General features: G+C 51.5%; 9 protein-coding genes and 2 pseudogenes. 9 read left to right on the top strand and 2 right to left on the bottom strand.

Annotated features, from left to right (window positions below):
- The first annotated feature begins 175 nt into the window (after window positions 1–175).
- The 4 genes from pnp (at window position 176) to dut (ending at window position 5,257) form a co-directional block, all read left to right on the top strand.
- The gene (gene pnp / locus BLR64_RS07400) at window positions 176–2,278 is read left to right on the top strand and encodes a polyribonucleotide nucleotidyltransferase (protein ID WP_090713514.1); all 2,103 of its coding nucleotides are present in this window, start codon (window positions 176–178) and stop codon (window positions 2,276–2,278) included.
- A 219-nt stretch (window positions 2,279–2,497) separates the two neighbouring features.
- Window positions 2,498–3,487 carry a polysaccharide deacetylase family protein gene (locus BLR64_RS07405; RefSeq protein ID WP_090713515.1) on the top strand — a complete coding sequence of 330 codons (990 nt, stop codon included), beginning with the start codon at window positions 2,498–2,500 and terminating at the stop codon, window positions 3,485–3,487.
- An 80-nt stretch (window positions 3,488–3,567) separates the two neighbouring features.
- Entirely contained in the window at window positions 3,568–4,833 is a 1,266-nt protein-coding gene (locus BLR64_RS07410; RefSeq protein WP_090713516.1) for a M16 family metallopeptidase, read from the top strand.
- Entirely contained in the window at window positions 4,805–5,257 is a 453-nt protein-coding gene (gene dut / locus BLR64_RS07415) for a dUTP diphosphatase (RefSeq protein WP_090713517.1), read from the top strand. The genes BLR64_RS07410 and dut overlap by 29 nt, the downstream gene beginning before the upstream one ends.
- 83 nt (window positions 5,258–5,340) lie before the next feature.
- Here dut and BLR64_RS07420 read toward each other — a convergent pair.
- Together BLR64_RS07420 and BLR64_RS07425 are read right to left on the bottom strand one after the other, a co-directional pair.
- A pseudogene (locus tag BLR64_RS07420) lies at window positions 5,341–5,931 on the bottom strand (S41 family peptidase); the annotation flags it as partial.
- Between the two features lie 210 nt (window positions 5,932–6,141).
- Entirely contained in the window at window positions 6,142–6,993 is an 852-nt protein-coding gene (locus BLR64_RS07425) for an NAD-dependent epimerase/dehydratase family protein (protein ID WP_090713519.1), read from the bottom strand.
- 243 nt (window positions 6,994–7,236) lie between these two features.
- Between BLR64_RS07425 and BLR64_RS07430 the strand changes: the two are divergent.
- The 5 genes and pseudogenes from BLR64_RS07430 to dapA all read left to right on the top strand — a co-directional run.
- Window positions 7,237–7,629, top strand: a pseudogene (locus BLR64_RS07430) (carboxymuconolactone decarboxylase family protein); the annotation flags it as partial.
- A 673-nt stretch (window positions 7,630–8,302) separates the two neighbouring features.
- A complete protein-coding gene (dpsA, locus tag BLR64_RS07440; protein ID WP_090713521.1) occupies window positions 8,303–9,199 on the top strand; it encodes a dipicolinate synthase subunit DpsA in 897 nt (298 codons plus the stop codon).
- Window positions 9,200–9,796 (top strand): dipicolinate synthase subunit B, encoded by a 597-nt coding sequence (locus BLR64_RS07445; protein ID WP_068723941.1) that lies wholly within the window; start codon window positions 9,200–9,202, stop codon window positions 9,794–9,796.
- Between the two features lie 121 nt (window positions 9,797–9,917).
- Window positions 9,918–11,138 carry an aspartate kinase gene (gene dapG / locus BLR64_RS07450; RefSeq protein WP_090713522.1) on the top strand — a complete coding sequence of 407 codons (1,221 nt, stop codon included), beginning with the start codon at window positions 9,918–9,920 and terminating at the stop codon, window positions 11,136–11,138.
- A gap of 16 nt (window positions 11,139–11,154) precedes the next feature.
- Window positions 11,155–12,030, top strand: coding sequence for a 4-hydroxy-tetrahydrodipicolinate synthase (gene dapA, locus BLR64_RS07455; protein ID WP_090713523.1), 876 nt, complete (start codon window positions 11,155–11,157; stop codon window positions 12,028–12,030).
- The last annotated feature ends 584 nt before the right edge of the window (window positions 12,031–12,614 follow it).

Below are 12,614 nucleotides of genomic sequence, written 5' to 3' on the forward strand. Positions count from 1 at the left end.
TCCTTCTTACGATCGACAACGGGACAGCCGGGTTGCTTTTTGAAAATTTACGGAGATTTTTCCAGTTTTCAAAAAGGATATGATTCGCAGAAACGGCTATTTTACCTTTATGGAGGACAAGCCGTTTTTGCTTGTAGAATGAACCGCAGAAAATTACCCATCAAGGAGGGATTTTATGGAACAACGTGTTGAGATGCAGCTTGGCGGAAGACGCCTTGTGCTGGAAACCGGGCGTCTTGCCAAACAGGCAAATGCCGCTGTTATGGTCCGCTACGGAGATACTGCAGTATTGTGTACGGTTACTGCCTCCAGTGAGCCTAAAGATCTGGATTTTTTCCCGCTTACAGTGAACTATGAAGAAAGACTATATGCAGTAGGTAAAATTCCGGGCGGATTCATCAAGCGCGAAGGCAGACCAAGCGAGAAAGCGATTCTGTCCAGCCGTTTGACGGACCGTCCGATTCGTCCTTTGTTCCCGGAAGGGTTCCGTAACGATGTTCAGGTATTGAACATGGTAATGAGTGTGGATCAGGACTGTGCGCCGGATATCGCGGCAATGATCGGTACCTCTGCTGCACTGAGTATTTCCGATGTGCCGTTTGACGGACCTATTGGCGGAGTGGCTGTCGGCCGGATCAATGGCGAATTCGTCATCAATCCTGACGTTGCCCAGCAGGAAGCCAGCGATATTTATGTCGTGGTTGCCGGAACAAAAGACGCCATTATGATGGTTGAAGCAGAAGCAAATGAAGTGCCGGAGGATGTGATGCTGGAAGCCATCATGTTCGGGCATGAAGAAATCCGCAAGATCGTAGCCGTTATTGAAGAGCTGGTAGCTGTTGCCGGTAAAGAAAAGATGGCCGTGAAGCTGCATGCGGTAAATGCTGACGTGAATACTGAGGTTCGTGCTTATGCCGGAGACCGTCTGGTGGAAGCTGTTAAAATCGCCGAGAAGCACGCGCGCCAGGACGCAATCGATCAGATCAACAGCGAAACAGTGGAGTATTTCGTTGAGAAATACATAGAAACACCTGAGCTGCTGAAGGATGTCAAGGAAGTGCTGCATGATATCGTCAAGGATGAAGTGCGCCGCCTGATTACGCATGACAAAGTGCGTCCGGATGGCCGCAAGCTGGATGAGATCCGTCCGATCGAATGTGATACGGCATTGCTGCCGCGTACACACGGTTCCGGACTCTTTACACGCGGACAGACACAAATCCTCAGCGTATGTACACTTGGTGCGCTTGGTGACGTGCAGATTCTGGATGGAATCGATCCGGCTGAAACCAAACGCTTCATGCATCATTACAACTTCCCGCCGTTCAGCGTAGGGGAAGCCCGTCCGCTGAGAGCACCGGGCCGCCGCGAGATCGGTCACGGAGCATTGGGTGAACGCGCCCTGTCCAAGGTTATCCCTAGTGAAACGGAATTCCCGTACACCATTCGTCTGGTATCGGAAGCTATTGAATCCAACGGTTCGACTTCCCAGGCAAGCATCTGCGCCAGTATCCTGGCGATGATGGATGCAGGCGTACCTATCAAGGCTCCTGTAGCCGGGGTAGCGATGGGTCTGATCAAAGACGGAGAGCATGTCTCCATTCTGACTGACATCCAGGGTATGGAAGATCACCTCGGTGATATGGACTTCAAGGTAGCAGGTACTGCTGAAGGCGTAACTGCAATCCAGATGGATATCAAAATTGCCGGTATTGACCGCAAAATCCTGAAGGAAGCTTTGGACCAAGCCAGAGAAGGACGTCTGTTCATCCTGGACAAAATGAATGAAGCGATTTCTGCGCCAAGACCTAACCTGTCCAAATATGCGCCTAAGATCATCATCATCAATATCAATCCGGACAAGATCCGTGATGTTATCGGTGCCGGCGGCAAGATCATCAACAAGATCATTGAAGAAACCGGCGTGAAGATCGATATTGAGCAGGATGGACGCGTATTTATCGGTTCCTCCGATGAGGCGATGATTCAGAAAGCCCGCGGTATTATCGAAGGTATCGTGAAGGAAGTTCAGGTTGGCGAAATCTATGTAGGTACAGTCCGCCGTATTGAGAAGTTTGGTGCGTTTGTGGAACTGATTCCCGGCAAAGACGGCCTGGTTCATATTTCCCAGCTGTCCACAGAGCGCGTAGCCAAGGTTGAAGACGTTGTTGCCATCGGTGATACCATCACCGTTAAAGTAACCGAAATCGACCAGCAGGGCCGTGTTAACCTGTCACGCAAGGCGGTATTGACTGCTGAGAGCGGTGCGAAGGCCTAAGCCTTCCCATACCGGTCTATAAGGAATATGTATGAAGAAGAGACAGAAGCTTATGCATTCTGGCTCTTTTTTAACGTTCCTGCAGGTTTGCTCCTGAAGCCGGTTACTTTAAAGTTGAAGTGTCATATTTCATTTCTGTCAATCATAGGCTGGGACAAAGCGTCCTGTGTGTGCTATGCGGGACGATGTAGACCGTATCTAGCCGGGGAGGACAGTTGCATGAAAACGGACAAGGCGGCGCTTGTGCTGGCCTGTATAGCTGTTGTAATCGGAATAGGCAGTACCAACGGTCCGGTAAAGGAGATGCTGGCGCAGCTTAAGCCGCAGGATGCTCTTGCGGTAACGGCCGTATTGCCTGGAGAGAAGGGCCGTAAAGATCTGCGGGCCCAGGTGGAGCAAAAAGCAGCTGAACTGAATACCCCGCCGGTGGATGCCACTGTAGACCGTGTCTGGAAGGCTATTCCGGGCTATAACGGCCTTGAGGTGGATGTGGAAGCGAGTTACCGGAACACCCTGCTGCAGGGGCCGGGAGAAGGACTAAAGCTGGTCTACCGCCAGACGCAGCCCAAGGTTTCTTTAAATGACCTGGGCGCTCATCCGATCTTCCGCGGCAATCCGGCCAAGCCGATGGTAGCCTTCATGATTAATGTGGCCTGGGGCAATGAGTATATCAAGCCGATGCTTGATATTCTGGATGAGGAACAGGTAAAGGTGACCTTTTTTCTGGACGGCACCTGGCTGAGCAAGAACAAGGAGCTTGCGGCTGAAATGCTGAAGCGCGGGCATGAGATGGAGAATCATGCTTACACCCATCCGAATATGAGCACTTTAAGCAGGGCAAGGGCAACCGCCGAGATCCAGAAGACACAGCTTTTGTTAAAAGAGAGCCTGGGGGTAACCAATCAGTGGTTTGCTCCACCGTCTGGAGATTTTGACCAGGAGACCGTGGAGATTGCTGCAGCGCTCGGGCTGAAGACGGTGCTCTGGACCCTGGATACGGTAGACTGGCGCAACCCGGCACCTGAAGCTGTTGTAGCCAAAATCAGTGCGAAGGCGGAGCCGGGTACACTGGTGCTAATGCATCCGACAGCCTCGTCATCCAGGGCGCTTAAAGGGATGATCCGGGCGGTTAAGGCAAAAGGACTTAAGCTCGGAACCGTCAGCGAGACCTTGTCAGCAGAACGGCTTTTACCCTCTGATGTTGAGTGAGCCGTTATTTTCTGGTAGGATTAAATTCGCTTAAGATTTTGGACAGAACAGAAACAGGGCTATGCCAGGAGGACGTACAATTGGAAAAAATAGTGTTATCGAACGGCCTGCGGGTGGTGACGGAGAAAATCCCGACCGGCCGGTCCGTTTCCTTTGGAATCTGGGTCAGAACCGGTTCCCGCAATGAAAATCCCTTGAACAACGGTATTTCCCATTTCATTGAACATATGCTCTTTAAAGGCACCGACCGCTTTAGCGCCAAGGATATTGCCGAGCAGTTTGATGCGATTGGCGGCAACGTCAATGCATTTACCTCGAAGGAATATACATGCTATTATGCAAAAGTGCTGGATGAGCATCTGCCGATAGCGGTGGATGTGCTGTCAGATATGTTTTTCCGCTCAAAGATGGACGCCGAAGAGCTGGCCAAGGAAAAAAACGTCATTCTCGAAGAAATCGCCATGTGCGAGGACACACCGGATGATCTGGTGCATGACCTGATGTGTGCTGCCGCTTACGGGGAGCATCCGCTTGCTTACTCGATTCTCGGGCTGAAGGAACGCCTGCTTGAGATGACGCCGGATGATCTGCGGGCTTACATGAAAGAGCAGTATACGATCGAAAATACAGTAATCAGCGTAGCCGGGAACATTGATGATGGCCTGACTGAGCTGCTGGAGCGCCATTTCGGCGCATTTGACAATCATGGCCAGGCCCCGGAGCTTACATCGCCTGATTATCAGGGCGGACTGCTGTTCCACCGCAAAAAAACCGAGCAGAACCATATCTGTATTTCCCTGCCGGGTGTACAGAGCGGCGGACCGCTGCAGTACCCGATGGTGCTGCTTAATAATACGGTCGGCGGCGGAATGAGCTCACGCCTGTTCCAGGAGATCCGCGAGAAACGCGGACTTGCTTATTCCGTGTATTCGTACCACAGCTCCCAGGTAGACAGCGGCCTGTTCACCGTGTATGCGGGAACGGCTCCCAAGCAGACGAAGGAAGTTACGCAGCTGATCAAGGAAATGATGCAGGAGCTGGCTGTGAAGGGCATCAGCGAGGATGAGCTGAGAAAAGGCAAGGAGCAGCTCAAGGGCAGCCTGATCCTCAGCCTCGAAAGCACCAGCAGCCGGATGAACCGGATTGGTAAAAACGAGCTGATGCTGGGAAGACATGATACACTGGACGATATGATTGACAAAATCAGCCGGGTAACGATGGACGATGTAAACCGGCTGCTGGACCACATGTTTGCTGAACCTCTCGCACTGGCGATGGTCGGCTCAACAGATAAAGCGATTGCCAATGTTAGGAGAGATGACCTTGTCTTATCACGTTCAAATTAACAAGCTTCCGGGAAATGAGGATGTGCAGCTCCCGCGCAAAATGTCGGAGCAGGCATCAGGCTTTGACCTGCATGCCTCAGTGGCAGAGCCTGTAGTGCTTGCTCCCGGCGAGCGTGCCCTGATCCCTACCGGTATTGCTCTGGCCATGCCAGACGGGCTGGAGGCACAGATCCGGCCGCGCAGCGGGCTGGCCTTCAAGCACGGCATTACCTGCCTGAACACCCCGGGAACCATCGATGCCGATTACCGCGGTGAGATCAAGGTGCTGCTGATCAACCTGGGGCAGGAGCCCTTTGCCATTGCCCGCAATGAGCGGATTGCCCAGATGGTGTTCCAGGCTGTTCCGGCAGTAACACTGGTGGAAGTGGAAGAGCTGTCTGAAACGGTGCGCGGCGCCGGCGGCTTCGGCCACACCGGGAAGTAAGGATTTATTGCACATTTAAAAGCTTGCAGATAAACCGCCTCTTGGGCGGGCTGTCTGCAAGCTTTTTTCTTGCTGTAGGGCCTTTATTTGCCACTGCTATTCATTTTCGGGCCGGCCCGTACAACCTCACGCAGCTTCTTCAGCTGGGCATCCTGCCGTTCGATGATCTCGTTGGCTGTAATGTAGGCTTCAATGTCCGGATGCAGGGAATCGGCTGGATCACGTTCCGGTGCGGACCGGATGAATTTTTTAAACGAAACCTGAAAATGGATGCCTGAGGCAGGAAGCTGGAAGGTAAGGATATCACCGTAAGACGACGGCTGGTTGCCTGTTGCTTCACCGATAATCCGGCCAAGGCCGTTATCCTGGACAGTGACAGCGAACATGTCGGCTGAGCTGAACGTCTGGGGAGAGGTCAGCAGGTACAGCTTGCCCATGTATGGAGAGTCTGTCTTCCTGACGTTCTTGATTAGCTGCCTTGGCGACCGCACTACTCCATCATCCTGATCTGCATCGTAGGCTGCCTTAACCTGCGGGGAGTAGCGGACAATAGCACCGTAAGTGTAGTAGGATTCAACATCCGTACAGGACAGAAATTCCTCAATAACGGACGAGTCACCGCCCCCGTTACTCCGCAGATCCGCTGCCACATGCTGTAAGCCCCGCGCCTTAACCTTATTGAAGAATACCTGCGAGAATACCCGGAAATATCAGGTCACGGTAAAAATGCTTCTGTGATACTCGAGGTCAGTAGGAGCATTAAGGGGCTATACTTCCGATAATTATTGCTTCTTCTGTCAGTTGTTATTATTTGAATGGAAAAGCGGAGATCAGAAATCTCCGCATTCTTGAACAGATTCAATTGTTTATTCTACAGCTGCCGCTTAATGAAGCGTCTGAGCAAAACCTTCACGCCATGAAGCGAACCGCGGACTCCAGCCATAACGAAGTGCTTTTGCATTAAGCGCTCCACGTTCTCCTCTCACGCTTCCTGGTATTGCCATGGGTTCAGGAGCGTTAAGGGCTTTCGCATAGACAGGCACCCATTCGGTACCCGCTGCTGGATCGCTATCCACAATGTTATATGTTCCTGTGGGCCATTCCAGTGCCAAAACAGCTGCAAATGCGGCGTCTTCTGTATGCACAAAAGAAGTGACGCCGTCAGTAGCAGGCAAGTTCCCAAGCCGAGCTTGCTCTGCGAACAATCCGTTCGAATCGTACCAGGTCCCTTCACCGTACAGCACGCCATATCTAAGAATGACATGCTCCAGCATTTCCGCAGCGGTGGTTTCCAGTGCATGAACACCGTTCACGCTTGTGAGTTGCGGTTCCGGAGCCTCAAAGTCTAGTGGGCAATCCTCCGTTGCCGGCCCTTCTCCGGGCGCATAGGTCATTGTGATGCTTTGTGCGATCATCCGGCGAACGCCAGCGGCGAGCGAAGCATCCACTAAGTTTCTCGTTCCTTCCACGCGAATTCTTGCATTGGCGGATGGATCCATAGCCTGCAGCGAAGTCAGCTGGTGAATGACCACCTCTGGGGAAGTTTCGGCAAGTACGCTGAACAGATTCTTGCGATCATATACATCCGCTTGGACGAATGAAGCCCCAGCATTCTTTAAACTTTCTGCATGCTCCGGGTTGCGTATTAACCCAACCACTTCATGTCCCTTCTGTACTAGCATCGGAATGAGTAACCTCCCGATGACGCCACTTGCTCCAGCAACTAAAATCTTCATTTGTTATTGCCTCCTTTATCTATTTTTATTTAAGACAATTCTGCTATAGCATTTGTGACATAAGATGCGACAAGGGCTAAATTAATATGCTTGAGGGGAACGTTAGCACCACGACATGAAGGCAACCGACTACACGATCGGTTGCCTTTGTTCGTTGAAACGGGCAGAATAGGCACCCCGTCCCCGGCGAGGACGACAGCTGCCTGATTCTATGGCATAAATCCGTAGCCGTTGGCCGATTAAGCTAGAACCGGTCTCGAAAAATTTCTGGACGGCGCAAGTCTCGATAAAAACCTGAAGGAGCTTGTCAAAATTCGCGCTTCACAACTCAACAGATGCGCCTTCTGTCTCCATATTCACGCAACCGACGCCCGCAAGCTGGGCGAAACGGAGGTTCGCATCTACACGCTTAATGCTTGGCGCGAAACAACTTACTTCACATAGCAAGAGCGCGCAGCGCTGGCGTTGACGGAAGCCGTGACCCTGGTCGCCTCTAATCACGTTCCCGACGACGTGTACGAAGAAGCAGCCCGCCACTTCAGCGAGCAGGAAATCAGTGAGCTGCTGATGGCCATCATCACGATCAACGCCTGGAACCGCATCGCGATCACGACGGGCTTGACCCCTCCGGCATAATGGATGTGGTATGGGCGCCAGTCGTTCTTGCGGGCGCTGCAGCCATGTACGTTGCAGAGCAAAGCAGATACAGGTACAATCAAAGCGAGGAAAATGGATGAGAGGCTATATGAACAAAATCAGGAGAGAAACGATGATATAGCAATTTTTATAATATAACGCCTGATAACATTCCACTATTGGAGAACGATAGATGAATGACAGCAGCGGCAGTCTAGGACTTTATTTTCTTGTCCTTGGCTGCCGCTCTTTATATTAACGCTTCAGTCTGAAACTTATTTTACAAAAGCTGCCCATTCTTCGATTCAAAAACCACGCTAGATCAACAACTCTAGTCTAATACTTTTTTCCTGCATTACACGAGCTCCTGTTCCAGATCATTAATGCTGCGTCCCCGATAGCTGTAACAATATCACCGGTATGCAGATTGCCCCGGTTATTATTAACCACCAGTCCGTCACTAGTCCAAAACAAAGGAAGATTAAGGAACTTCAGGTTCTCCTGCTCCCAATATAAAACCGTATGCCCGTCATGCATCAACAAATGATTTTGGATCATTTTCTGTGATTTATGTGGACCGCCCAGGAATTATTCTCCACTTTTCACCCATCCGCGAGCCCCGGCATAAGATGCTTTATAGTCGATAGTGTATGTGGAAAGGAGCGTCATCCCTATGCTTACTGGCATCAGGATCGTGTTCCTGGGCGGGGACGCGAGACAGCTTGAAGTGATTCGAAAGTGTGTGGAAATGGATGCGGTGGTCAGTGCCGCCGGATTCGAGAAATGGGAGGCCCCTAGCCCGGGGGTGAACCTGGAACAGCTGTCGCCTGAGCTGCTCGGCAATGCGGATGTGCTGGTACTGCCTACGGTGGGCTGTGACGAGGAAGGAAATATCAATGCGCTGTTTTCATCCGGCCGTCTGCAGCTGCTGGAGGAGCATGCTGCCGCGCTGCCGGAAGGATGTACAGTATACACCGGAATGGCCAAGGGCTATCTGCGCAGCCTGTGCGCAAGACATAAGCTTAAGCTTATAGAGCTGCTGAACCGGGATGATGTGGCGATCTATAACTCGATTCCGACAGCGGAAGGTGCGCTGGTCATGGCCATTCAGAATACCGATTTTACCATTCACGGCTCCACTTCCATGGTGCTTGGGATGGGACGCACCGGCTTTACTATGGCAAGGGCACTTCAGGGGCTCGGCTCCACAGTCAAGGTGGGTGTAAGGAAGCAGGATCATTATGCCCGGGCGGAGGAGATGGGCTGGAAGCCGTTTATGACCGGGGAGCTGCTAACACAGGTGGGCGATACCGATCTGATTTTTAATACGATACCAAGCATGATTATTACAGCACAGATTCTTTCCCGTGTTCCCAAGAGTAGCGTCATTATTGACCTGGCTTCAGCTCCGGGCGGATGCGACTTCCGGTATGCGGAGAAGCGAGGCATCAAGGCGATGCTTGCACCCGGGTTGCCCGGGATTGTCGCCCCGAAAAGCGCCGGGATGATTATGGGCAATGCGCTGGTACAGTCGATCTCGGAGGAGATTCTAACGAAGGGGGACCAATAAATGGATTGGCACGGAAAAACAGTAGGTTATGCGATTACCGGCTCACACTGCACCTTTGCGGAGGTGATGCCGCAGATTCAGCGGTTTATGGACGGGGGAGCGAAAGTGGTGCCGATTGTTTCCGCATCCGTGTTGAATACGGACACCCGGTTCGGCACATCGGAAAATTGGCTAAAACAGTTGAAAGATATAACGGGGAATGATATCATTTCTACAATTGTTGATGCGGAACCGCTGGGTCCATCCAAGCTGCTCGATGTGCTGACAATAGCTCCCTGCACAGGCAATACGACGAGCAAGCTGGCTAACGCCATGACTGACAGCCCTGTCCTGATGGCTGCCAAATCGCAGATGCGCAACGGCCGTCCGCTTGTGCTGGCCATTTCGACAAATGACGGACTGGGTCTGAACGCGGCGAATATTGCGAAGCTTCTGGTAGCCAAACATATTTATTTTGTGCCGTTCGGCCAGGATAACCCTGAGGGCAAGCCCAATTCGCTTGTAGCACGCATGGAGCTCATTCCTGAAGCCTGCTACGCCGCTCTGCAGGGCAAACAGCTGCAGCCGATGATTATCGAACGGTTTCATTCAGCATAGCATGAAGGCCTGCAATAAGCAGACCTGAATTGATTTATAAGCCTTACTTGCGCCGTCCTCATGCTGGGGGCGGTTCAGCACTTTTTTAGCTTGTTTAGAGAAGTAATGGAGGAATTATACGATGGGTATTCTAGTGCAAAAATTCGGAGGGACTTCACTTTCGACACCGGCAGCAAGAGAGCATGTCATCAGCCATGTCAAACGGGAGCTGGCAAGCGGATTCAATCTTGTAATCGTTGTATCTGCAATGGGCCGCAAAGGCGAGCCTTATGCTACCGACACCCTGCTGGACTGGGCGGTACAGAACGGCAACGCGCTGCCTGACCGCGAGAAGGATCTGCTGATGTGCTGCGGAGAGATCATCTCGGCAGCTACGCTGTGCGGGCTGCTGGAGGAACAGGGCATTCGCGCTACTGTGCTGACGGGGGCACAAGCGGGCTTTTTGACTGACAGTAATTACGGAAATGCAAGAATTCTCGATGTCCGCACCGAACGGATTCTACGTGAACTGCGCGAGCATAAAGTAGTAATAGTAACCGGGTTCCAGGGTCAGACCGAAGCCGGGGATTTCACGACCCTTGGCAGAGGCGGAAGTGATACTTCGGCAACTGCGCTCGGAGCTGCCCTCCGTGCAGATATGGTCGATATTTATACCGATGTGGACGGAATCCTGACTGCTGATCCGCGGATTGTCGAGGATGCCAAGCCTCTTAGTTATGTCAGCTATACCGAAATCTGCAACATGGCTTACCAGGGGGCTAAGGTTATTCACCCGCGTGCCGTGGAAATTGCCATGCAGGCCAATATTCCGGTACGTGTACGCTCTACCTTTTCCGAATCGGAAGGCACGCTGGTTACCCATCCCGAAGGGTTTAATGATGTATCCAACGGCATTGTTGACCGGTTTGTAACAGGGATAGCCTACGTGAGCAACATTACACAGATTTCTGTTGAATGCCCGGACGGCAACGGTACAGGCGTACAGCTGCAGATTTTTAAAAGCATGGCCGACAACGGCATCAGCGTTGACTTTATTAACGTAACGCCTACAGAGGCGCTGTATACCGTCAATGACGACAAATCCGAGCGGGCTATCGCTGCGCTGCAGGAGCTGGGGCTCCGTCCCAAGAGCTTATCCGGCTGCGCCAAGGTCTCCGTAATCGGGGGCGGAATTAACGGTGTGCCGGGGATTATGGCCCGGATCGTGGAGGCGCTCAGCTCGCAGAATATTCAGATTTTACAGTCGGCGGATTCGAATACTACCATCTGGGTTCTTGTGAAAAAGGAAGATATGGTGCAGTCGCTGCGTGCGCTGCATGCCAAATTTGAATTGCACCGCTGACAAGGAGGAATTCAAAGTGGATTTCGGTAGACTGATCACTGCGATGGTAACCCCCTTTGACGGGGATGGAGAAATCAACTGGGAAGGAACTTCCCGGCTGGTCGATTATTTGATCGAAGAACAGAAATCCGAAGCGCTGGTGGTCTGCGGGACGACGGGAGAATCGCCTACCCTGACCGATGAGGAGAAGCTGAAGCTGTTTTCCTTTGTCCTGAATAAAGCAGATGGACGCTGTAAAATTATCGCCGGAACCGGCACCAACAGCACGAGACATTCCATACATCTTACGAAGGAAGCAGAAAAGATCGGCGTTGACGGTGTTCTGCTGGTCGTTCCTTACTACAACAAACCGAACCAGGAAGGGCTGTATCAGCATTTCTCGGCGATTGCCGGCAGCACCTCTTTGCCTTGTATCCTTTATAATGTTCCCGGACGAACAGGGGTGAGCATGAGTGCGGCAACGACACTGCGGCTTGCGGAGATTCCGAATATTGTCGCCACCAAAGAATGTGCCTCCGTGGACCAGATTACACTGATTGCTACGGCATGCCCTGAAGATTTTCATGTCTACACAGGCGATGATTCTGCAGGTTTGGCTACCCTTGCGGTCGGCGGGCACGGAATTATCAGTGTGGCGGGACATATTATCGGCTCCCAGATGTCAGACATGATTCAGGCATACCTGACCGGAAATGTGAAGCGGGCAGGAGACCTGCACCGTCAGCTGTTCCCTGTGTTCAAGGGTCTTTTTGAATGTCCGCAGCCGCTGCCGAATCCGGCCGCAGTCAAGTATGCCTTGTCGCTGCGCGGAATCGACGTCGGTTCGGTCCGGCTTCCGCTGGTCGGCCCGAATGAAGCCGAGGCTGCTTTTATCAAAGCGCTGCTGAATTAGCCTTGATCCGACACTGAATCGTTGCTAACTGAAACCGGCATCCCATTAACGGGAGCCGGTTTTTTTTAATGAAATTCGGCATTTTATATGGGCTGGTTGATGCACCTTTTCTGTAAATAATGCCTGTATTCTAAGGAAAGAATAAGCTTACATAGCGGATGACTTGTCTTTTGCCAAAAAAATCATGTATAATGTTCTTAAGTGACTGGGTGCGGTTAATTAAATATGCGGTAATCTTCCGTCAATGTTTTTTTACATTGTGAGACAGGGTAGGTCCTTCTATAAGTCTGTGCTATTGCTGTCGTTTTTTTGCGCGAGGAGCGCAGCATTGATCTTTGACGGATATTATCCGGTTCAAGAAGCTACTCACTTCTCGGTTTCGGGATTTTTCGCATTGCACAGCAGATATGGTTAGACTTAAGCGGAATATCCCTGTTCTTTATGGAAGCTATCGGCAATTTGAACAATGTGTTCAGCGCCGCTGAAATATGAAGCTTAATGATTTGCCAATAAAAGGGTGACGTCCAACATCATAGGAGGGTTAGATTCATTTGTCCAAAAAAAATAACAACAACGATAAGCTA

This window comes from Paenibacillus typhae (genome assembly GCF_900099765.1).
In the GTDB taxonomy this organism is placed as follows: domain Bacteria; phylum Bacillota; class Bacilli; order Paenibacillales; family Paenibacillaceae; genus Paenibacillus_AQ; species Paenibacillus_AQ typhae.